General features: G+C 56.5%; 26 protein-coding genes. 11 read left to right on the plus strand and 15 right to left on the minus strand.

Translation table 11 applies throughout. The annotated features are described in order from the left end of the window. The coding region (locus tag ACE3UG_RS18015) for an integrase core domain-containing protein (RefSeq protein ID WP_374626562.1) at positions 1-123 on the plus strand (123 nt) is incomplete at its 5' end. Positions 124-152: 29 nt separating this feature from the next. Here ACE3UG_RS18015 and ACE3UG_RS18020 read toward each other — a convergent pair. From ACE3UG_RS18020 to ACE3UG_RS18050, 7 genes are all read right to left on the minus strand, one after another. Further along, positions 153-878, minus strand: coding sequence for a hypothetical protein (locus ACE3UG_RS18020; RefSeq protein WP_374626396.1), 726 nt, complete (start codon positions 876-878; stop codon positions 153-155). A 332-nt stretch (positions 879-1,210) separates the two neighbouring features. Beyond that, positions 1,211-2,824, minus strand: a complete 1,614-nt coding sequence (locus ACE3UG_RS18025; protein ID WP_374626398.1) for a DUF2326 domain-containing protein — start codon at positions 2,822-2,824, stop codon at positions 1,211-1,213. Next, positions 2,814-3,035 (minus strand): ABC-three component system middle component 7, encoded by a 222-nt coding sequence (locus ACE3UG_RS18030; protein ID WP_374626400.1) that lies wholly within the window; start codon positions 3,033-3,035, stop codon positions 2,814-2,816. The genes ACE3UG_RS18025 and ACE3UG_RS18030 overlap by 11 nt, the downstream gene beginning before the upstream one ends. Next, positions 3,032-3,820, minus strand: a complete 789-nt coding sequence (locus ACE3UG_RS18035) for an ABC-three component system protein (RefSeq protein WP_374626402.1) — start codon at positions 3,818-3,820, stop codon at positions 3,032-3,034. Before ACE3UG_RS18035 ends, ACE3UG_RS18030 begins: the two co-directional genes overlap by 4 nt. Positions 3,821-4,806: 986 nt before the next feature. Further along, positions 4,807-5,871 carry a tyrosine-type recombinase/integrase gene (locus ACE3UG_RS18040; RefSeq protein WP_374626404.1) on the minus strand — a complete coding sequence of 355 codons (1,065 nt, stop codon included), beginning with the start codon at positions 5,869-5,871 and terminating at the stop codon, positions 4,807-4,809. A 7-nt stretch (positions 5,872-5,878) separates the two neighbouring features. Next, a complete protein-coding gene (locus ACE3UG_RS18045; RefSeq protein WP_374626564.1) occupies positions 5,879-6,016 on the minus strand; it encodes a DUF4224 domain-containing protein in 138 nt (45 codons plus the stop codon). Between the two features lie 44 nt (positions 6,017-6,060). Beyond that, positions 6,061-6,177, minus strand: coding sequence for a DUF2523 family protein (locus tag ACE3UG_RS18050; protein WP_374626406.1), 117 nt, complete (start codon positions 6,175-6,177; stop codon positions 6,061-6,063). 227 nt (positions 6,178-6,404) lie between these two features. Here ACE3UG_RS18050 and ACE3UG_RS18055 point away from each other — a divergent pair, with 227 nt between their 5' ends. Then, complete coding sequence (locus tag ACE3UG_RS18055) at positions 6,405-6,821, plus strand: DUF6088 family protein (RefSeq protein WP_374626408.1); 417 nt, start codon at positions 6,405-6,407, stop codon at positions 6,819-6,821. Next, a complete protein-coding gene (locus ACE3UG_RS18060) occupies positions 6,793-7,767 on the plus strand; it encodes a nucleotidyl transferase AbiEii/AbiGii toxin family protein (protein WP_374626410.1) in 975 nt (324 codons plus the stop codon). The genes ACE3UG_RS18055 and ACE3UG_RS18060 overlap by 29 nt, the downstream gene beginning before the upstream one ends. Positions 7,768-8,243: 476 nt before the next feature. On the opposite strand, the gene ACE3UG_RS18065 is transcribed toward ACE3UG_RS18060, so the two are convergent. From ACE3UG_RS18065 to ACE3UG_RS18075, 3 genes are read right to left on the minus strand one after another with little or no spacing between them, the layout of a single operon-like run. Further along, positions 8,244-9,437: an alpha-hydroxy acid oxidase gene (locus ACE3UG_RS18065; protein WP_374626412.1), complete on the minus strand. Its 1,194-nt coding sequence runs from the start codon at positions 9,435-9,437 to the stop codon at positions 8,244-8,246. Then, a complete protein-coding gene (locus ACE3UG_RS18070) occupies positions 9,430-10,827 on the minus strand; it encodes an MFS transporter (RefSeq protein WP_374626414.1) in 1,398 nt (465 codons plus the stop codon). Before ACE3UG_RS18070 ends, ACE3UG_RS18065 begins: the two co-directional genes overlap by 8 nt. Positions 10,828-10,849: 22 nt before the next feature. Continuing rightward, complete coding sequence (locus ACE3UG_RS18075; protein WP_374626416.1) at positions 10,850-11,500, minus strand: 4-carboxy-4-hydroxy-2-oxoadipate aldolase/oxaloacetate decarboxylase; 651 nt, start codon at positions 11,498-11,500, stop codon at positions 10,850-10,852. A gap of 88 nt (positions 11,501-11,588) precedes the next feature. Here ACE3UG_RS18075 and ACE3UG_RS18080 point away from each other — a divergent pair, with 88 nt between their 5' ends. Beyond that, positions 11,589-12,482 carry a LysR family transcriptional regulator gene (locus ACE3UG_RS18080; RefSeq protein WP_374626418.1) on the plus strand — a complete coding sequence of 298 codons (894 nt, stop codon included), beginning with the start codon at positions 11,589-11,591 and terminating at the stop codon, positions 12,480-12,482. Between the two features lie 273 nt (positions 12,483-12,755). Here ACE3UG_RS18080 and ACE3UG_RS18085 read toward each other — a convergent pair whose 3' ends face one another. Beyond that, positions 12,756-13,634 (minus strand): helix-turn-helix transcriptional regulator, encoded by an 879-nt coding sequence (locus ACE3UG_RS18085; protein ID WP_374626420.1) that lies wholly within the window; start codon positions 13,632-13,634, stop codon positions 12,756-12,758. A 98-nt stretch (positions 13,635-13,732) separates the two neighbouring features. Here ACE3UG_RS18085 and ACE3UG_RS18090 point away from each other — a divergent pair, with 98 nt between their 5' ends. After that, positions 13,733-14,623, plus strand: a complete 891-nt coding sequence (locus tag ACE3UG_RS18090) for an SDR family oxidoreductase (RefSeq protein WP_374626422.1) — start codon at positions 13,733-13,735, stop codon at positions 14,621-14,623. Between the two features lie 896 nt (positions 14,624-15,519). On the opposite strand, the gene ACE3UG_RS18095 is transcribed toward ACE3UG_RS18090, so the two are convergent. Beyond that, complete coding sequence (locus tag ACE3UG_RS18095) at positions 15,520-15,861, minus strand: BrnA antitoxin family protein (protein ID WP_374626424.1); 342 nt, start codon at positions 15,859-15,861, stop codon at positions 15,520-15,522. 667 nt (positions 15,862-16,528) lie between these two features. Between ACE3UG_RS18095 and ACE3UG_RS18100 the strand changes: the two genes are divergently transcribed. The 6 genes from ACE3UG_RS18100 to ACE3UG_RS18125 all read left to right on the plus strand — a co-directional run bounded on the left by ACE3UG_RS18100 (position 16,529) and on the right by ACE3UG_RS18125 (position 19,341). Then, positions 16,529-16,969 (plus strand): DUF695 domain-containing protein, encoded by a 441-nt coding sequence (locus tag ACE3UG_RS18100; RefSeq protein ID WP_374626426.1) that lies wholly within the window; start codon positions 16,529-16,531, stop codon positions 16,967-16,969. A 51-nt stretch (positions 16,970-17,020) separates the two neighbouring features. Beyond that, positions 17,021-17,305: a hypothetical protein gene (locus tag ACE3UG_RS18105; RefSeq protein WP_374626428.1), complete on the plus strand. Its 285-nt coding sequence runs from the start codon at positions 17,021-17,023 to the stop codon at positions 17,303-17,305. Beyond that, positions 17,305-17,583: a hypothetical protein gene (locus tag ACE3UG_RS18110; RefSeq protein WP_374626430.1), complete on the plus strand. Its 279-nt coding sequence runs from the start codon at positions 17,305-17,307 to the stop codon at positions 17,581-17,583. Before ACE3UG_RS18105 ends, ACE3UG_RS18110 begins: the two co-directional genes overlap by 1 nt. Before the next feature lie 36 nt (positions 17,584-17,619). Further along, positions 17,620-18,168, plus strand: a complete 549-nt coding sequence (locus ACE3UG_RS18115) for a hypothetical protein (RefSeq protein ID WP_374626432.1) — start codon at positions 17,620-17,622, stop codon at positions 18,166-18,168. A gap of 107 nt (positions 18,169-18,275) precedes the next feature. Continuing rightward, positions 18,276-18,632, plus strand: a complete 357-nt coding sequence (locus ACE3UG_RS18120; protein WP_374626434.1) for an SMI1/KNR4 family protein — start codon at positions 18,276-18,278, stop codon at positions 18,630-18,632. A 55-nt stretch (positions 18,633-18,687) separates the two neighbouring features. Continuing rightward, positions 18,688-19,341: a LysR substrate-binding domain-containing protein gene (locus ACE3UG_RS18125; RefSeq protein WP_374626436.1), complete on the plus strand. Its 654-nt coding sequence runs from the start codon at positions 18,688-18,690 to the stop codon at positions 19,339-19,341. A gap of 60 nt (positions 19,342-19,401) precedes the next feature. On the opposite strand, the gene ACE3UG_RS18130 is transcribed toward ACE3UG_RS18125, so the two are convergent. From ACE3UG_RS18130 to ACE3UG_RS18140, 3 genes are all read right to left on the minus strand, one after another. After that, complete coding sequence (locus tag ACE3UG_RS18130) at positions 19,402-19,527, minus strand: hypothetical protein (protein WP_374626438.1); 126 nt, start codon at positions 19,525-19,527, stop codon at positions 19,402-19,404. Further along, positions 19,520-20,521, minus strand: coding sequence for an AraC family transcriptional regulator (locus ACE3UG_RS18135; protein ID WP_150583183.1), 1,002 nt, complete (start codon positions 20,519-20,521; stop codon positions 19,520-19,522). The genes ACE3UG_RS18130 and ACE3UG_RS18135 overlap by 8 nt, the downstream gene beginning before the upstream one ends. Before the next feature lie 78 nt (positions 20,522-20,599). Then, positions 20,600-21,418: an SDR family oxidoreductase gene (locus ACE3UG_RS18140; protein WP_374626441.1), complete on the minus strand. Its 819-nt coding sequence runs from the start codon at positions 21,416-21,418 to the stop codon at positions 20,600-20,602. Between the last annotated feature and the right edge of the window lie 230 nt (positions 21,419-21,648).

Below are 21,648 nucleotides of genomic sequence, written 5' to 3' on the forward strand. Positions count from 1 at the left end.
ATCGAAGATTGGCGGACTCACTACAACGAGGTGCGTCCACATTCGAGTTTGCAGTACCTGACCCCGGCAGAATTTCGCCGGGCTAGCGAAGTTGTTACAACCACCGGGGCCATAAATCTCTAGACACCAGTGGTACGAAAAAAGCAGTCAGGTCACGGGGATGCTTCGTTTTCAGGAGGGATCCATTTCAGGATTCCCTTCTTGATCATCTCGTTGTATTTTGCGCCGGGAACAAGGGTTTCCCCCTCTGAGACGGCTTTATACAACGCAAGGAACCATAGGTATTTCTCTTTGTGAGCAGGACTTTCATTCATCATCATTGTGGCGCGGACAGAAGCGGACACGCCCCACATCGGGCTGAATGGGTTGACAATATTTCTGTCGCGGAAATGTAGCAAGGGAGTGAAAAGAGGCCCATGTTGGAACCTTGGAACCCAGTATTCAAGGTCGAGTTCAATGTCGTCAGCGAGCACGACCGCAGGAACGCCAACTGACGCTTCAATTTTTACCGCCGATACCAAAGCATCGCTGACGACCATGAAGCTGCCACCTTGTCTGCGCTCCCAATATCGACCATATGAGATCCCACCACGAATCATTAGGTCTTCCGTCATAGCGACGAACCAGAGAATCTGCACAGCTTTCAGGAGCGGCCATAGCTCGTCGCATGTTAGCAATATCGCGTCGGAGTATACGGTAAGCTCGACCCCGGGGAAAAGGGTTGGATCTAGTCGCTCACCGAATCGTCTGTAGACATCCAACGTCTTGTCGAAGTCGTGGGCGAGCTTGTTGGAGAAGCCCAAGATGTCGCAGAAGGCTACATACTTGTTTGTGATCGTTTCGATAGCATTAGTCGCGGTGGGCACAATGTTTTCCATGCTTTCTTCCCCGGAAGGTTTGGGATTTTCAAGAAGCTAACGTTTTCATTGAACAGGCGTCTGAGTGCGAGCCATTTATGCGGTGGCGCGAGACATAAGGCGACAGCTATCTGGCAGTCGAAGCGTCCGCTTTTGGCCGATCGCAGGCGTCTGCTTTCGACCCATTTCCGTCGCTCGCCCCTCCCACGCATATGCCTGCTCTCCAGCGCACAGCGGCCAAAGGTCTGTATTTACCGATGGCAAACACAGAGTCGCTTTTTCCGGTGTGCGCTCCCGCCTCAAGCTCGTTAGAACGCGGCGGCAGCGCGTCGACGTACGGTCTCGCGCGGCGACTACTTTTTCCGCCAATCCTTCACATACAGCACATGGGTGTCGTCGAGATTGAGCACGCTCAGCCGTCGCAGCGTCGCTGCAGCTTCGGTGCCGTACTTCTCGACCTCGTCCAACGCGATGAAGGTCTGCCGATCAAATTGGCAATACTCATCCACGAGCTTCGCGACGGCGCTATTTTCTACATTCTTAAAAAGTGGCGAGTCGTGAATCAGAATTGGTAGATCCGTCAAGTGAAAGATGGCCAGATCAAATATGACCAAATTTGAATACGCTTTACCCGTTCCCGTGTCGTCTACGATCTGATAAACGTAATTGCTCTCACCCACGTTGAGCACGGGCGATTTCGCATCCCGACCATATACGCGCGTTACAATGTTCTCTATTTTACGGTTTATCCGCGCTTGTATGTCATTTAGTATTTTAGTCTTCAATTCCGATAGGGCTGACCTCAACGTTTCGAGCTGCGTGCGCAAATTATCTTGTTTCTCGAAATACTCATTTTCACGGCTTAGTTTATTCCACTTTTCGGAAAGTGACGATACCCGCACGATGAGTTCGGTTGGGTTGTCATAATTTTTTAATCGATCTGATATCTGTGTATCGATCTGCGAAATTGCAGCTTCCACAGAAATCAGTTGAGCCCGCAAATTTTCCTCCGTCTCTTTGAGCTCATCCTTCAAAACACTCGCGAGCGAGCTATGAAACAACTCGATATCGGCGATCCGTTCGCTGTTGACATTAGGGAAAAATTCCTGAAGTGCCTCAAACTGCTTGCTTCTAATAAACTTGCTTTCCTTTAAATTTCGCTCAGTTCGTTGAAGCTTTGCGCGAACACTAAACCTTTTCTCTAGCAGTGCGTCCTTCGATTTCTTAAGCTCCAGCAGATCCTTGTCAATGACTTCGCGGATATTCAAGGCGAATTTTGCAATCTCCGCCTTGATTGATTCCACCTCTGATCGTATGCTCTCGAGTTCAACAACATTTTTAGCGTGCCTTGACTTGTTGATCTTCTCTAAGATCAAATGCTTGAAGGCGGTATCGAGTGCTTTCTTTTCGGACTCTTTTTTTGCTGCGGCCAACTGCGCGGCAGCTATCTCGCCAAAGCGACCGAAGAACTTGATCAGATTCCCAACGCACTCAGATGAGCTCTGAGTCGGAATTACATGCAGTGGGTGACGAACGTTGGTCACGTTTGGCTTGGGCCAGACGCGCGAAAACAGGCCCACCATCTGACGGAACGTTATATCACGTCGCTGGCCTAGATAGCTTTCCTTTAACCAGGCCGTGAAGTCCTTGATGTCGACGTCTTCGACAACCCTAAATTCAGCATCGCAACGAAAAACCACTTTAGGATTTATCGTCTGTCGTTGAAAATAAAATACTGATTTTCCGAATTTAAAGCTAAAGTCATAGTGATGATGCCCTAATGCATCGACGGCGTCCTTATTGAACTCAAGGAAAGATTCTCCTCCAAAAACAAAATCGACGACCATCAGTGCCGTTGACTTTCCAATCGAATTTGTTGCGTTTTCGTCTCCGAGAACAACATTGAGCCCCGCATGGAAAGAAATCTTTCCGGCGCGAAACTGAGGGGAGCGAATTTCAGTCAACATAGGTGACAGTTCTCAAATCAAAGTCTACATTTACCTCGTTCAAGATGTAGAGCACGTCGAGGGCGTACATAAACTCATCAATGCTTTCGAATGCACCTGAAACCGTCATGTAAAGATCGTGAATTCCAATCGTTTTCTGACCGACGTGCATTGCAGGCAGCTTCGCGAGCACAGATTGGTCAAAAGAAATAAATTTATTCGGCGTAATCATTCGAATAACTCGCAGTTCTGAATATAGAAGGCGGCGATCACTTCAGCAGCTTGATTGGACGTGGCTGGGTGCTTTCTACGTATCCATTGCACAGTGTTGTCGAATATTTCTTGCATATTCGAAGTAATGAGTTTTTGTTTTTGATAGAACGCCTTAACCTGTGTCGCGATTAGCATGGCCTTACCGGGATCGCTGCGCTCAAGGTCCGCAAAGCGTTCCTTCACAAACAAATAGAAGGAAATGACGTCGTTCTTAATTTTCTGCTTTGTCAGCGGCGGAATGTTGTTTCCGAGCTTGTCGTCAACCCGCTTGGCTTCGAGTGTGGTCGACGCTTCGAACTGGACATTATCTGAGGATAGTGATTCGATGATGTCAGCAATATCTTTTTCAATGTTAAATTGAAAAAATACGTCATTTTGTTTTTTTTGTTTTATCAGCGCCGATTTTTTTACGACCAGCTCTCGATAATTTTCGATCGTCTTGGGATTATCGAAAACATTGTGGCAGCTGAAGCAAAGGGGGATTAAGTTATCTTCGTGATTAGGATCGCTAGATAGCTTCTGCTCATTATTCAATAGATCAGTCTCGCCGTCCGTTGGATTGAGCGGATAGATGTGCGCAATTTCGTAATTCCGGTAGCGGCGCCCCCTTTTCGAAACAAACAAGGGTTCCCCGCAATTAGGGCATGCCTGATTCACTTCGGCGCAAAGAGCAAGCTCGAATGCCTGGCTAATTGACGGGTGCGCGTTTGAAACTTTCTTCTTCGTTGTTCTCGGTGCGGTCATCAGTGGCTCCGCTCAGCTATGGTCATCGCCGGGTCAAGGCGCGCGTAGTTCGCAGAGATCGATCTTGTATCTCGCCCGGCCGTGTCGTTCTTATTCTCGAAATAAGCAAGCGGTGGCCCGCAAGCGCTGGTGTCTCCTACGCGCGCGACAACCGACAGCTTCCCCACGCCGCTAATAGATGTGAGGAATATTCGGCCATTCTAGCGGACTTCGTGGCCAGTCGGCCGGTAGCGAGACAATGTTGATAAGCTGCCGCAGGGCTGTTCGCATCAAGGCGAGGCGATTTGTAGGCGAATGGCTGCTTACGGGTTGGACACAGCCGTTGAAATCGTGAGACCAAACAACAGCTTCTGGCCGATTGTCGTCCGATACGCCAACAAAAAAGCCCAGCATTTGCTGGGCTTTTTCTTTGGAATTGGCTTACGGAGCCACACTCATACCTGCGTTCAACGTAGCCACAATTGCGGCATTTGCCAAAAAGTTAAACACGAATTTTGATGCTTTCCGCTTCCAGTTTGCTTTTTTCATCTTCGGTTCTCCGAGGCCAGGTTTTTTTACGACATTACGTTGCTTTACGGGGTTCTGTCCGGGAACTTTCTTATGAATCACTTGCTGGTTTTCGCTGACTACCTTTTTACGTCGAACTACTTCATGGTGAGCGGTCTTATGCTCACTAATACATACCACCGCATGCTGAATGCCAACTGACCCGGGGTCACTCTCCGTAAGCCGATTCCCGAATTGGTGGACCTGCTGCCGTCGCTTTGGTGTTTATACGACGATCTGTGGGCACGACTATGAAGGATCGCGCGGCTGTTGTCAAACCACTACTTAGTAAATTGTGGCTGCCTCATCTCGTGGCCGTAGAGCCACCATAGACGGTCCTTTCCGAGCACGTCGTCCTATTGCGTCACGGCAGAGTGGACAGACGGCTGACGCAACTCTTGGCATCACGAATCGAAAACTCGATGCATCGGGACCGAGAATCATCGCGTCGGCTCCACCTTAGCGCCCCGACGATTCCGCATATAGCGCTCAGTAGTCGCAATGTTTGTATGCCCGAGTTGCTTCTGCGCGGCACGTATATCGCCGACGTCATCGGCTTTATCCGTACCCGCTTTTGCCCTTAAATCACGAAATTGGTACTTTTTTGGATTGGGCAACCCCGCTGCTAGGCGCGCCTCCACAAACATCGATTGGATCGACTTAAGACCGACTCGTCGACCACGCTCGTTCACCACGAAGAACAAGCTGCGCGGATTTTGACCAATCTTTTGTTTCGAAATCCTATCAAGCGTTGTCTTTAGCCGCCCGGTTATAAGAATTCTAAGCTTAGCGTTAGTCTTTCCCTGCTGGATTACCAAACAGCCGTCCGATAAATCACGCTCACTCATTTTGAGAACATCGGACGGGCGTTGGCCGGTCAGATAAGCCAAGTCCATCGCATCGCGTAATGGCTGACGAGCGTGCTCATGAATGACGCGATATTCGTCGTCCTCGATGTACACGTCTCTCGGACGCTCCCGATATCCCTTGATGCCTGCGCACGGGTTCGGCTGATCGGTGTAGCCCCATTCTCGGGCCTTGTTCCAGATGTGCGAGAACAAAGCCTTCTCTCGATTAGCGCGTACCTGCCCTTCCGTACCTTTGACTTCCTTTCCGCCAGCGCGCAGGGCGTCTACAGTGCTCCGCACACGCCAGTCCAAATACTGGCGGACGTTGATCGGCTTGATCTCATCAAGCGGAGCTGGCGGGTCGTCAAAGAAGGCGTAGAGCTTCGCAAGCATCAGCCGGTCACCCTCACGGGTACTCAACGCCTTCGTCGGTAAGACCTCGCGGACGTACCGCTCTGCGACGTAGCGAAACGTCACCAGCCCTCGGTGAAGCGGCTTCGCGTCAGCTTCCAACTCGGTCCATTTGCGAACAGCTTGTATGAAGTCCGCGCCTAACGGGATTTCACGACGGGGTTTGCCGCCAGCGTCGTAGTAGTAGAAGACCCGGCCGCTTCTCTGCCTCCGTGCCCGCATTCCCTTCGGAAGGTTCAGATTCACACTCGGCCTAGGCCCCATGCCCGCCCTCCAGCACACGAGGTACCCATTTCGGCTTGCTCAACTCGACTGCGCCGCCTCGCCCCTCAACAGCGACTCGCGTCACGATGGGTCTTCCACCAGCATTCAGGAAGAACGGGACGCCCATACGGCGCAGTATCTCCGCCTGCTTCGCTTTCACCCGTCGGCCTGTTACCCAAGCAACGGAATACGACGAACGATGAAGCGGTTCGCCATCGCCGCCAGAACCAGCGGAATGCCCTGCGGAAACGCCAACAGCTCCAGCCAGTACCAGACTGCCGGTGGCAAACCGGTGAAGGCGTTGGTAAGCGCTTGTGCGTTGCCGCCCCGACCAGGAGCGGGCGTTCACGCGACGCCAATTGCGTACGCTTGCCGATAAGGCGAATGCCCGGGCGATGGTCTTCCGCTCGCGAAAATGACGCCTGTGCTACACTACAAAGTGATCGTCACCAGATTTAATTTGTCGATACAAATCAATCGCTTGTAATAACTACCGCGCCACGAAGGAGAGTGCCATGAGCCTGCGAGACAAACTGAAAACATCGCTCCGTAAGCGGAAAGCGGATGTCTTTCTGCGGGCCGACTTCGCGCAAATGGGGAGCGAGGCGCAACTTAGCCGCGCGCTGCGGGAGTTGGTTGACGAGGGCACGATTGTCAAATTAGGCGTCGGGGTGTACGCCAAGGCCAAACCTAGTGTCCTGTCCGGCAAACCAATCCCCGTGCGTCCGGTCGAAGTCCTGGCACCGCAGGCGCTCAGGAGGCTTGGCGTTAGGACATACCCGAGCAGAATGGTCGCCGCCTACAACGCTGGTGACACCACTCAGTTGCCAACGAGTGTGGTCATCAATACGGGGAACCGCCGCATCGCCCGCAAGCTCGGGTTTGGCCGGCAAATCATTCGATATGAAAATAATTTCCAAGGAGCAACGTGATCTCATCGACGCGTTGATCGCAGAGCAGGATCTTGGTGGCATTTCCGCCGCAATTCTAGAGAAAGACATTCACGTCAGCGATACGCTCCGCGCCCTGGCGTCTCTAGAACACGAAAACTTACAGTTGGCATTCTGCGGCGGCACGAGCCTCTCAAAGGCGCATCGCATCATCAAAAGAATGTCGGAAGACATTGATCTGAAGGTAGTGCTTGCGCCGAACCACGGGTTTTCGCAAAACCAACTGAAGAGTCATCTATCTGCTCTCAAACGCAAAATCGTTGACTGCATGATCGGGCTCGGATTCTCTGAAATCCCCGAAGAGACGGTGGCACGAAACGCGAACGGATTTTTTGCCAGCGGTTGGCATTACACCCCCCAATACGCCGCTGCCACAAGTCTGCGCCCGCATTTGAAGCTCGAATTCACGACGCGCACGCCCTACTTCGCAACGTCACAGCAAACGCTTGGATATTTGGCCTACCAGTTGGCAAACCAAGACGCGACGCCTTTCACGATGCAATGCGTAGCCGTGGAGGAAACCCTGGGAGAAAAGGTACTCTCGTTCCTTCGCCGATTCGCCGAACATCGTGCCGGCGCGCGGGACAAATGGGATGACGCATTGGTCCGCCATATCTACGATACCTGGTGTATCGTGGCGGCAGACGGAACTGCGGTTGAGCGGGCAACCAAGCATTTCAAAGACCTGGTCGCTTTTGATCAAGGTGAATTTACTCGACACGCTGCGTTTTGCGCGAATCCGGCCGAGTGTCTGAGCCAGGCCCTGGAAACGGTCGGCCAGGATAGGCAGACCATTGACGAGTATGCAACCAAGCTGGTCCCATTGATCTACGGCGACGACCGGCCGTCGTTTAACGCCGCATTTGGTGTATTCAGGACCGCAGCGCAAACACTGCTCAGCACATTGCCGGCCGTCAAACGCACCTAACGACGCCGAATCCGCTGCTCAAGCCGCTAAACACCATAGGGGACTTCGGTCCCCTTTTTCATTATTCAGTTCACGGCACCGGGCGACCACACGAATTTCCGAGTGTGGTCACGAGGCAACCCACACTCGCAGACGGTGAAGAAGTCGATCGCGCGAGACCAGCTCCGGAGCTAGCGCGCGTCATCAACCGGCGTGGGAGGGAAAGTGCCCCGCACCACCGAGCCGAATCCCCTCAAACTCTGCTCCGCAGCCCCTTTCGGTCTCCGGCAGCAGTGTCCCCAACATATTGGACATCTGACGAAGAGTGCACGCATTCTAAGCCAACCCCATGAACCACCGCTTCTGGCTGTGGATTGCGGCCGATCACGGGCGTCCGTTGCCGACCCGACGCAGACGTTCGACCCAAATCCAGCCATACGGCAGCTTTACAACGTACAGCGGTCATCTACGCAGTCACCTTGTTCGCTGTGGGCGATTCACTCGACCGCCAGGTGCACGCGAGGATCGAGTTCATCCAGACGGTTGACCCCTAGCATGGCCATGTTTCTGGAAATCTCCGCGGTCAACAGACGAATGGCGTGTCCTACGCCTGCCTCGCCAGCGATAGATGCGGCGTACACGAACGGCCGTCCGACAAACACGGCACGCGCACCCAAAGCGAGCGCCTTCAGGACGTCGCTGCCGCGCCGGATGCCACCATCGATCATCACCGGAAGATCCGGGCACGCCTCCACTATGGACGGCAGAACCGTGAGCGGAGAAACGGCACCGTCCAGTTGCCTGCCGCCGTGATTGGAAACGATGACCCCATTCGCACCGCAGTTTCGGGCTATACGAGCGTCGGCGGCACTTAGCACACCTTTGATAATCAGCGCTCCGTCCCATTGCCGGCGAATCGCCGACAAATGCTGCCAGTCCAGATGTCCGCGATCGGAGAAATCCCGTTCGACTGTCGGCGACAGAATCGGGGCACCACGCGTCGCGTAGTTGTTCTCGAAATGCGGCATCCCGTGCCGCAAAATCGTCGTCGTGAATGTGCCGGTGAGCCAGCGAGGATGGCTGAGCCCTTCCCACGCGAGCCTCAGAGAAGGTCGGAGCGGCGTGGAAAACCCGGCTCGTACGTTATTTTCCCGATTAGCAGCCACTGGTGTGTCGACAGTGACGACAAGTGTCTGAAACCCTGCCCGCTTGACCCGCTCGACAAGCGCGGCGATTGCCGCCGGCTCACCCGGGAGATAGGCCTGGAACCAGGCTTGAGGGTAGGCTGTCGCGACCTCTTCGAGTGGAATCAGCGACGACCCGCTCATGATCATCGGAATGCCGGCTGCCGCGGCTGCTTTCGCCAGAACGAGATCACCCCGGTAGGCCATCAATGCCGCGAGCCCAAGGGGCGCGATCCCGAACGGAGCGTTGAATTGCTGCGAAAGCAGCGTAGTTGCCGTGCTGCGACCTGCGATGTTGATCATCACACGCGGCACGAAACGATACTTGTCGAACGCGAGACGATTGCCATTCAGCGACGCATTCGTCTCAGCGGCGCCGCCGACATATCCAAACAACGGCCGAGGAAGATGCGCCTTGGCCGCCGGTTCAAAATCGTCAAGGCACAGGATGCGCCGCAACCGACGGGGCACGACCGGCTGTGTAACGTTCCCAACCTTGCTAGGCATGGTCAATGTCCGGTTCCCCGGCAACGCCCGCGTCCGCATGCCGCACGCCGACGTCAAGCGGTTCGCGTATCGTCAGCAAAACGATGAAAGTCAGTGCCGATATGGCCGACATGAAGCCAAAAACTGAACTCCAGCCGTAGTTGTCCAGCAGGATGCCAGTGATGAAAGGCGTCGCAGCGCCTCCCAGTTGTCCACCCGTATTCACCACGGCGTTGGCCATCGGAAACTTCGCTTTCGAAACCAGCGTCATCGGATAGGCCATATAGGCCGAATAGCCGACGCTCAACAACATGCCGGTCAGGAAAATCAACATGCCGTACAACAATGGATCAGCCGGGGAATGAATGAGCGCGAACATCATTCCGACGGTGGCGAGCGCCGACAGCATCATCCCGGGCTTGCGGCGTCCCCCAAGCAGGCGATCCGAAAGGAGACCGCCCAGAATATTGCCTACGACCGCGCCGACCCATGGGGCGGCCGCGACGAAACCCATCCCCATGATGCTGAATTTCTTCACGGTCAGTAGATAAGTCGGAATCCAGGCCAGAAGCACGCTGGAAATGCCGAGCTGGCAGCAATAGCCCAATGCGCAACCGTAGATGTCCCACGAGGTGAAGATCTCGCGCGTCGTATCGAGCGTTTTTTCGCGCCGGGTGCGAATGAATTTGTCGAGCCAGGGCATCGGTTTCGCGGCGAGGGCCTGCTGGTTTGCGCCGCGGCTCTGGCTGCTTTCGCTGATGAGTTCCAGTTCCGCCCGGTTCACCGCACCGCTTTCGGAAGGCCTGTCGGCAACCATGAGAACCCACGCCACCGACAACAGGATCCCTGGAATCGCGAACAGCAGAAATACTTCTTTCCAGCCCCAGGCTGCGATGATCGTGGCGCCAAGAATTGGCGTTAACACTGGACCGAACTTCACAGCCGAGAGAAATATCCCGGCTGCAGTGCCTTTTTCTCGGGCCGGAAACCAGCTATTGATGGTTGCCGCGATGCCGATCGGCAGCGGTCCCTCGGCGAATCCCAGCGCGATCCGGCAGATTTTCAACGAGAACAACGAGCCGACCATTCCGGTCAATCCAGTTGCGATCGAGGTGAGGACCATTGAAATCGAAAAAGCCCGCTTTACTCCGAACTTCGATACGAGCCACGCCGAGGGTAGCTGGGCAACCGCATAGGCGATCAGGAAAAGACTGACCAGCGCGCCGGCTTCGGCGTTGTTCATTGAAAATTCTTTTCTCAGGAACGGTAGCGCGACACCAAGGTTGGCGCGATCAGCAGCGGCGATCGTATAAATTACGAAGAACAGCGTCGCGACGACCCACCGATAGCGGGTCGGCTTTAACGACGCAGATGTGACGCTGCTCGTCCATTCCACAGGTTGCTTTTTCATTGTCTCGCTCCATGTCTTTTTATTAGTCGAGGTTGAATCTGCGGAGCGTCTCTTCGAGCCCCATCAACTCGACGGTCGTCGCCCCGTCGCGGATTCGCGCCCGGAACATCGCCTCCTTCTCCTCTCGCGCCTGGCTGCTGCGAATCACGTCGTCGACTTCGTCCTGCCGTACAACCACGACGCCGTCCTGATCGCCGATCACGATGTCACCCGGATTGATCTGCACGTCGCCGATGCAAACCGGCACATTCAATTTTCCGGGCTGGTTTTTGGCTGTGCCCTTGATGCAGAGACCGCGGCAAAAGACTGGAAAATCCATCTCGATGATCGCTCTGGCATCCCGGACCGCGCCGTTGATCACCAAACCGGCGACGCCTTGTCCGACCGCCTGTTCGGTGAAGACGTCGCCCCACGGTCCGGCTTCGAGGAATCCCTTTGCGTCGACGACCAGCACATCACCGGGTTTTACTTTCAGCATCGCGTAATGGAGCATCAGGTTGTCCCCCGGCCGCACATCCACGGTCACGGCGCGGCCGGCGACCCTCATGTCGGGATGGATTGGCTTGATTCCGCTATCAAGCGCTCCTCTGGCGCCTTGCGCCTCGTAGACCGTCGCGCTGCCGAATTCGCACAGCACTTGAATGGATGCGGTCGATGTCTCCTGACTGCCCATGGCGAACCTCTGAGTTGATTGTCAATGTAGTTTTAGATAAAGTAAGATCGATATCAAACATCGTTTTTTGATCTTAGGTTCAAAATTTATGAACTTGCGACAGATTCGCTACTTTTGCACGGTCGTCGAAGCAGGCAGCGCGACGCAGGCCGCCGAGGCACTGTTCGTTGCGCCCACCGCGATCAGCATGCAGCTCGCGCAGCTCGAGGAGCATCTGGGTGGCGAGCTGTTCGACCGCTCCCGGCGCCCGATGGAGCTCACTTCATTGGGCAAATATTTTTATCCGCGGGCGAAAGAGTTGCTGTCCCATGCGGGACGGCTCGACGACGAGACGAGAGAAATTGCAGCGGGCAAGCGCGGATGGCTGGGCATCGGCTTTGTCCGATCGACGACCTTCTCCGTACTCCCCACCGCAGTGAGGAAGTTCCGGCAGTCATGTCCGGAAGTGCACCTCGATCTCGTCGAGGTGCTTTCTGAGTACCAGCCTGAGCAATTACGCGAAGGTCGGATCGATCTAGGCATTGCGCGCTTCCTCGGCCCGATCGTGAAAAGTGCAGACCTGACCTACACGGTGATGCTCGACGAGCCGTCCGTTGCGGTCATCCCGATCGGGCATTCACTGGCAAAGCAAAAGTCCGTGTCGGCTGTGGAGCTTTCCCAGCTCCCCTTCATCCTGTATCCGAAAGATCCTCGTAGCCCGTTCGGGCTTCAGATGCTCACAGCGATTCAGTCCGCGGGAGCCCAGCCGGTCGTCGGTTACGAAGCAATTGAAATCCACACGGCGCTGGCGCTCGTAGGCGCAGGTCTCGGCACCACGCTTGTCGGACGATCCATTGCCAGAAACAATCGTCGGGATGTGAAGTTCGTTCCGGTCCGGGATTTTGAGCTCACGACTACGCTGGTTATGATCACGCGCAACGGCGACGAAAACAAACTGATCTCTTCGTTCCGGCAAGCGCTAACAAAAAGCGGGGCGAAGTAGCACTCGTCGCCAGCTTCACCGACTTCGCATCCATGTCGAGTCTCTAACCGCGTGTGAATAAAGGAAAGCGGACATCGCGCACATAACCAGATTTGCTTGCCAGAGATGTTCGCCAGCGAGGAGCGTATGGCGACCGCAACCGATGTGCGAAGGTCCGCTGCCAGAGGACCTCGGTCGTCCGAATGTCCGGGTGAATGTGCGGATCAACGTCCGGCGCTGGCCGAATTCGGTCCTACGTGATTGACCGTAGCCGACCCTGAACAGTCGCCGAAGTCATCCAGCTCGTACGTCCTCTTCCGACACATCTTCGGCCACAGGATCACGCTGATGTAGTGCGGCGAGCGCCTTGATTCGCTGGGCGACTTCACTGTCGAGCGGCGTATAGACGATCAAGCCCAGGTCTGGTCGACCGTCAACGGAAAATGCCGAGTACTCCAGTTCGACCGGACCCAGCGTGGGATGCTGAAGTCGCTTGACGCTGTCTCCTTCGCTCTGGTTAAGTACCTCGTTGTCCTGCCACAGCGCGTCAAACTCCGCGCTAAGACCGCGCAATTCGGCAATCAGCTCGCCGACCTCGGACGCGAGACCGGCGCGAGCCACATCTGCTCTGAACGCACCTACCACGACACGGGCGACGCTTTCCCAGTCGTGCTGCTTCGCACGGACGGCGGGATTGCGGAACAGGAATTGGAGAATATTGCGCTGACCGGGCGGCAAGGTCCCGTAATCGGTCAGCACCACCGCGGCGGCACGGTTCCAGGCAACGACATCCCAGGTAGCGGTCTTGATGATCGCCGGGCTGGCGTCGAACGAATCAAGCAGCCGCTGCAACCGAGGATTGACAGTGTTGACAAGGTTATAGCGGACCTCGGGCGGCCGCCCAAGCCCGAGCATGAAAAGATGCTCGCGCTCGGCAAGCGTCAGCATCAGGGCACTGGAGATCCGGTCCAGCACTTCCGCAGAAGGCGCGCCGCCACGCCCCTGTTCGAGCCATGTGTACCACGTCGGGCTGATATTAGCGCGCTGGGCAACCTCTTCACGGCGTAGCCCAGGCGTTCGCCTGCGTCCAGTAAATCCAAAGCTCGCGGGGTCAAGACGCGTCCGGCGGCTTCTCAGAAAATCTCCAAGCGACCTGGGGGTATTGACTGACATAGTGAACCTGTTAGTCACTTTACTATGATGAGATCACTACTTTAACGGGATAACAAATCATCGGATAGTGGACGCCTGACGACCAAGGAGGCTTCACCATGCGTATTTTCCTGACAGGTGCGACTGGCTTTATCGGTTCGGCGCTCGTTCCCGAACTCATTCAGGCCGGTCATCAGGTGATTGGTTTGACGCGCTCGGACGCGGGAGCGCGAGCACTCATCGACGCGGGCGCCGAGCCGCATCGCGGCACGCTCGAGGAGCCGGAAGGCTTGCGCAACGGCGCCGCAAAGGCAGACGGCGTTATTCACGCGGCGTTCGACCACGATTTCACCCGGTTCGCCGAGAATTGCGAGAAGGACAGGTGCGCGATCACCGCACTCGGCGCCGCACTCGCGGGTTCCGATCGACCGCTGATCATCACGTCGGGGACCGGAATGGGCGGCGGCCAGCACGGCGAACCCGCGACCGAAGACGTCTTCAATGCCAGTCATCCCAATCCGCGCATTGTCTCCGAACTGACGGGACAGGCACTGCTGCAAGAGGGCATCAACGTGTCGGTGGTACGACTGCCGCAAGTTCACAATCCGTTCAAGCAGGGCCTCATTGGGCCGCTTATCGACGTGGCTCGTGAAAAAGGCGTAGTCGCCTATGTCGGTGACGGAAGCAACCGCTGGCCGGCCGGCCACCTATCCGACGTCGCGCGTCTCTACCGGCTCGCCCTGGAGGCGCGCGAACGGGGCGCGCGTTATCACGCTGTCGGCGAGGAAGGCATCAGCAGTCGCGAAATCGCCGAGGCGCTGGGTCGGGGCCTTGAATTGCCGGCCATTTCGATCGCCCCGGAGGAAGCCGCAGCGCATTTCGGATGGCTCGGAATGTTCGTCGGGCTGGATATGCCCGCTTCGAGTGCGTGGACACAGGCGCGGTTGGATTGGCACCCGACAGGACCAACGCTGATTGCGGATCTCGACGAAGCGCGGTACAGGAAATGAGCATCGATTTTTGAGGTTGCATTGCACGACGTTTTCCAGCTCCAATCTCGTGCCACGAGCCGGGTGGATGCCCGGCTCAGGTCGAGTCCGAACCGCCGTTCGGACACGGACACTCCTGCAACGACCACTCCCGCGTGCAGACCGGTCGTTTCAACGGCGCGATCTGCGAACCCACGAGTGACGCTTTATGGCCGAATACGGACATCGCTGTCCGCTCGCTAGGACTGCCTCAATCCCTCACGCCTGCGTCAATAGCACGCATACTCTTCTGCCAGGGTTTTGCCAATGCAAACGCCCGGTGCCGCAGCCGTTGCGACATGTTGCGACGCTTCGCAGTCTCCAGGAGCAACGCTGCCAGCTCGACGTCCATCGGTAGGCCGCCCTCAATCCATCCAACCGCAAGGGCCGCCCAGTAGTCCGTACCAGACACCAGGCCCGCGACAACAGACTCCCTTGCTACCGATTCGTCGTGGCTTGCAATTGAATATGGCCGTTCTAGCGGACGAAGCTTCGTGACCGCGTGCTCGAGTCTATGTTCAGTCATTGTGTAGGCTGCATTGCTGATACGCGCTGTTGTCAAGCGACTGCTTCTGGCCGATTGCAGCCGATCGCAAGCGTCTGCTTCTCGACCCGTTTCGGTCCTTCGGCACATCGTGAAGGCAACGGTGGGTTCCGAGGTACAACCGTCACTGCCGCCCGCAGACCAGCAAGCAGGTTGCCGTCTCTCACCAGCCGGCATTCCGCCTGTCGGCTGCGCCTATGCTACAGCGTTCCCAACGTACGAATCGCTCAAAGGCGGGTTTGGCTGGCAATTCATTCAGTATGAGAGCGATTCCGAACGAGCCATGCGAACTTATCCACGCGTCGGTTGCTCGAGAATATCTCAGCAGCTCCCGTCACACCAAATGCGGATGCTCTGCAATGAACTGCCGCAGGGCCGCATCTATCCGCGTTTGCCAGCCGCTACCCGACGCCTTGAAGTACTCAACGACCTCCGGCGACAGCCGAATGTCGATTCGCTCCTTCGCCACCTCGGCCTTTGGCCTACCACGAGGCTTGAGCAGTTTCTCGGCAGCCTCTTCGCCAACAAGCCCCGGCAACACTTCACTCGCAGGCCGCGCCTTGGCGAAGTCCTTCTTCGTCCATTCCGGATTCTGCGGATCTTGACGCATCTGCCTCTTGACCTTGGCGTCCTTAGCCGGTGTAGGGAGGACGGTTCTCGGCTTAAGTTTGGGCATAGCGTTTCACCTCTCGCGAGTTCGCCCTGCGCAAGCAAATGACGTGTATTTTCTCTGCGCGAGGCGTGAAGACCACTGCGCTGTCCCGTTCGAAGTCCTGGGCCATCGTGAACGGCAAACCCCGTTCCTGCACATTCCGGTCACTTTTCGCCGGGTCGAAACTGATATCCATGGGCATGTATTGTACTGACGACAACTCTCGCCCATGAACTGCTTTTTGTAGTGACGATAAATCGCGAAGTTTCCCGACCGCACGCCGCCAAATCCCTACAAATTTTGCTCCGCAACCCGTTTCCCACCCCCAGCAAACACGCGGGTCTCCGGCGTTTCACGCCCTCCGGTTGTCGAAGCAAAACCTCCCCCAACCCCCTCCCCCGTAACGATTTCCCATTAAGACTCGAAAACCAGCGAAGGGGTAACCCTTCCGTGAGTTCGAATCTCACCGCCTCCGCCAGAATTCTTTGGTTTCCCCGATAGTGATTGCTGACTTTTGTGGGCGGTGCTCCGCAATTTTTTCAGGGTTGCTCCGCACAAGCAGGAAATCGCTCCGTTTGACGCGTCGGTTGGACAAGGCTGTGGAGAATTTGGTGGCGGTTTTCGGCCAGTTGCAGCCGTTCAGCCAGTACCTAATACTGCGCCTTTCCTGTAAAGATGCGGGTGAAATCGGATGTCCAAACTCTATGCTGACGATTCTTGGTCTCTTTTTCAGTCCGAGATCGACGAAATGCCGGTTATCGTTCGCGCTCGCTCACACTTGCCATGCGAAGCTGATCGACAGCTTCTTCCCATCCTAGTGATCGTTACGTGGCGGTACGACGACACTGGAGGCGGTATGCCGTCCTCCGGAGTCGTAGAGCAAATCGCGTCGCTCGACGAAGCCATTGGCAGCAAATTCGAGGATGCAGGAGTCGCCATCGAGGCGGCGTCCATTACCGGCAACTCCGTCAAGGAGTGGCGCTTCTACACAACTAGCGCGGATGCTTTCATGAGCGCGTTTAATGCGTCATTGATCGGGCACGTTCCATATCCTCTAGAGTTCAGCGCGTATGGGGACCTCTCATGGTCTGCTTTGGCGGAGCTCCTTCCAAGCCCACCGCCGGCCGCTTAGGGTCGGAAACGGGCGCTTGAACGCGGCAAGACCAACGAGTAGGAAAACTCCATGGACCAAATCGAAGCCGAAGCGAGCGAATATCTGGCACACACTCTGGGCAAGTTCACGCATAGCGACCTCACCGAGAAGGAACGTCATGCGGCATTCATGCTCGCCTGCACGTTGCCCGACCGGGCCGTCATCAAGGACTTCATTGCTGCGGCAAGCGAAACTGAAGTTGCCCGTGCGGGCTTGCCTGTCTCCGTAGCAGAAACGCTGGCCCCATTGGTCTTGAGACTGGAAAGCACTGGGTATGCCGCACGTTTCGCGTCGTTGTTCGAGACGCGGCGTTGATGGAGCAGGTAGAGCATGACTCTTTCTCTCAGCTCGATCGCACGAAAGCGATCTACCGCACCGCGATCGACCCGCGTGCGAGTGGTGCGGAGTCTGGGGCGCGGTGGGTTGAAGTCGCGGACGAAATGCGTGACGTGATTGCTGCGCGCACGATTGCTGACGCGGCCCAGGTCATCGAATGGTGGCATCACGACTGGACGAGTGTTTCGGATACGGCAAGAGAGGCCGCCAAGCGCATCCGATTGGCCGCACGCAAGCTTCGCGCAGATGCGCGCTGACACGAAGGAAAATAAAAAAACTATATGGACAAACACATGCTCAAACTTCTCCAAGATCGCCTGGGGAGGACCGCGATTGGTCCTTCGACGGCTCGCGGAATGGGGCCTCCCGGAACGATCAAAGCAGCGAGGTCGTTCCTGCAGACGTACGACCTGAGATCCGTCAAAGCGAACACGCCGAAGACCTTTCGCAAGAAGCTTGATGATATGACCTACGATCTAATCGCGAATCTCCCTGCGGAAGCACGGCATTGGGGCAGCGCGCGCAAGTTCGTCAATATCTTCCTGCGGAACTGCGCGTACAACCGCTTTATGTATGACGCGTATGGTCTTGGTCGAATTGAGGCTTGGATGGAGGTTCCATTGGACAGCCACGTGACCGCCGGCTTGAAGCTGGATGGCCTCGCGGCAAAGCTGGATCTAATCCCGCCACGCTGGAAAACCGTGATAGGCCTAACACCGGAGCTTAGCGATCGCTGGCAAACGCTCGCACAGGCAGTCGCGGAGAGGAGTCGAATCCACCGCGTGCACCTCGATGTCCGGTACTGGAACGGTGCGCATATAACACTTCACGCAAAGCAATAGGAAAAACGTCTGAAGAGGCGGCGACGGTCTAGTTGACTCCTCGTGTCAGGCATTCCGTCCAATAGGCCGATTTATTATTCGGTGGTGAAGTACTAGGGAACCCGACGATGTCTAAGTTCGAGCTCTACGATTGCGAGCAACTACCGCCTGGGTTTGTCTACCCTGCTGAAATTCAAAATATTGCGACCTCCGGTGAGTACCCGGGTCTTGGGCCGTGGTGGTTTATTGACGCCGACTCCAAGGCGGGCGAACTCGCCTATTCAGTTAGGCGGCATGACGGTCGGAATCTGATCCCCTTTGCGAAGGTCGATGACGGTCGTGGGGACGTCGTGTGCTTCGACGGGGATGATGCGTCGGGTGACCCGAAGGTGTTCGTGCTTGTGCTTGACGACTCGGGGCGTAGCTATTCCTTCGCGAACTTTTCAGAGTGGAAGGTTGCTGCGCTAAGGGACGCTGCTGAGTAAGCAGGCACTTGGCCTAAGCAACATCCGAAGCGTTCGAGTAACCACGGAAAACGACATGGAAGGCCTCGAATCGGAGACCCTGGAAGAAGCACGTGGGATAGCGGCTGCGTTAAAAGCAGCGCTTCCAGCAGCCGTCGACGCCATTGAACAGGGCATTAGTCACAAGACTATTTTCTATGTGCTTGTCGCGCGTGAGTCACTGCTGCATCGCGTGTGCAGTCTGTCAGATGACGTTTTCGCGCTCATCGATGTCGACCGAAGCCTCAGTGCGGCAACCGGCGGAATTCAGCCTCAGGCACGCCATCGATCCCGATTGGCCCTGACATTGGCTGCCGGCCGCGTGCTGCCATGGCTGCTCAAGGTCGGCGGTGAAGTGATCTCGCACGACCTGTCTCCGACCTTATCGACGAACGATGCGCAGCTCGAGACCGAGGCGGTGCTCTCGGGTCATGTGATTGGCTCGTTGTCGGGCTTGTCGGCGGCGCCGCTGATCCGTGCAGGACGGCTCGTGCCGCTGCTCGCGAACCACGTCAGCGACCATATGAGTGTCCATATCTACTACGGCAGCCGCACGGCGCAGCCTTCGCGCGTGCGAGCCTTTATCGATCGGGCCGTGGAGCGGCTGGTCGGGTCCTCCGACTACGTGCTAGACGCCAAGGAATTGGCCCTGGCCGAAGCGAATGGACGCCGGAAGATGCGTCGGCTGTGACGCCGTGTTCGATGGTCAGATTTGAAATGGCCGAACTCGGCCGCAGGCTCTGCCCCGACTTCATTCAGGGAATCCCGGAAACTGAGGCAAATCGTCGGTGATGACAAACCACTGCGCCTTGTCAGCGGTAAACACATGCTTGGCCGGACGTACCTGGACGCACATCACTGCGAGAGCTTCATCCATGTTCTTTTTGTACGTGCCGCACACTATCCGGTGTCGTACCGGTCCAGTTTCTAAACGCCCGATAGAACGAATTCGGCTCATTGAAACCGAGCAAGAATGAAATCTCTGCGGCGGGGAGCGCGGTTTTCTCGAGGTAGTGCCGGGCGAGGGCCTCGCGCGTTTCTTTCAGGATCTGCTGGTAGCTGGTGCCCTCGGCCTCGATTCGTCGCTGGAGTGTTCGACTGCTCAATGCAAGCTTTCGTGCGATTGCCTCCATTGTGACAAGACCACTCGGAAGTCCTTCAAGCAGCGCTGCCCGAACGCGCTTTGCGGTCGTCGCCGGTTCATCGAGATCAGCAAGGCGCTGACGTAGCTCGGGCTCGAACGCAGCCCACATCGGCTCGTTTGACGTAAGGAACGGGCGCGTCGCATCGGCAGTCGTGAACACAATCCGATGCTTCGCGCCTCGTCTCATGCGAGCGCCCAGGAACGTATCGTACGGCGCCAACGGTGACGGCAACACCGTGGTCGTGATCTCGACCGGATTCACCGGCTCTCGGGTGCCCATGCGGGCGAGCGTCACAAAAAAAAGCAGTTCCATCACGACCAGGGACACGGGGGGCATCGGCGCCGCGTCGAGCCACGTCAACTCCATTGTTACGACACCGCCGCCTTCTACCACGTCGAGACGCATAGGCGCGACGAGCCGCTTGTATCGGGCGATGCGCTGTGCCGCCACGACGAGATTCGGGCTGCACAGCGCCGCGAACAATGGCGGCGAAAAAGACTCGCTTCGAATCACCTGACACAGTCGGATGGGAAAGAGTGGATCTCCGGTCTCTGCCTCGATGCCATTCCAGAGCCGGTAGTAATCCTCGGGGACGAGCCGCACGAACGATTGCTGTAGAAGGTCGTCCGGAAGCCTCGCGCGCCGAAGCACATTCGCGGGCACGACACCGAGATCCTTGAATAGCGTTCGCCAGGTCGTGTCGAGTGCGTAACTAGAGGTCTGCATGGCCACCGTCTAGCACTAGCATTGAACCCTGTGTCCGTTGTCTCGCGATGCGGATCGAGCAGTCCTCGCCCATCTTGCTCACGCGAGTCCGAACTGCGCCTTCATGCCCGCAAAAAAGGTAGCGTCATCGGTCGCACGTCGGTTCGCGAGGAACTGCGCAGCGTCCGCGCCTGCCTCATAGCGAAGCTGGTCGGTTCCATCCGTTGCCGCGGCGTAGACAACCTCGGCGATCAGTTCGGGCGATGAGCTGTTCGCCATGATTGCGCCGAACGAACCAAAGAGATTCTGCACGAGCGGCTGGTACTCAGTGAGCTTCTCGTCGTTGCTAAAGTCAAACGAACGCCCCCCGAAGTCGGTCTTGATGCCCCCTGGTTCGACAAGCTTCACGCGAACGCCGAATGCACCAAGCTCGTAGTGCAGCGCCTCTGAAAGTCCCTCAACCGCGAATTTCGTGCCGTGGTACAGCGTACCGAGCGGGAAAGCCATCCGCCCACCGATTGACGAAACATTAACAATGACGCCGCTTCGGTTCGCTCGAAAGTGAGGCACGAGGGCCTGCGTGGTCGCCAGCAGACCGAGTACATTCACGTCGAATTGTCGGCGGATCTTCTCGAGCGGCGTCGCCTCGAGCGGGCCGTACGCGCCATAACCCGCATTATTCACGAGCGCGTCGATACGGCCGAACCTCGTGAGACCAGCATCGACGGCCGATTGAATGGACCGGATATCCTGGACATCGAGACGAGTGACCAGCGTACGCTCGAGTTGCGTGAGTCCAACTTCAGTATCGGGCCTGCGCATGGTCGCGACGACGTTCCAGCCGTTAGCCTGAAAGTGCTTGGCCGTAGCCCGGCCGAGACCACTCGAGGTGCCGGTGATGAGGATGGTCTTGCTCATGTGGTGCTCCTGGTTATATTGCGTTCCATTCCGAACACCAAGATACCGAGGTAGATCATTGTCCACACTAGCATACAATGCCATTATTCAATCCGATTACGCCAAATGCGTTTCGGGCACATCAAGGCAACGCTCACCTGTTGTCGATCTAGATGCTTGATTCGAGCGACCGTTCCTGGCCGATTACTAACGTTTGCGACGGGCCGCTTTCGCCCCTAAGGGGACACTCT

Origin of the sequence: Pandoraea sp. (assembly GCF_041919235.1) — a bacterium.
Lineage (GTDB): Bacteria > Pseudomonadota > Gammaproteobacteria > Burkholderiales > Burkholderiaceae > Pandoraea.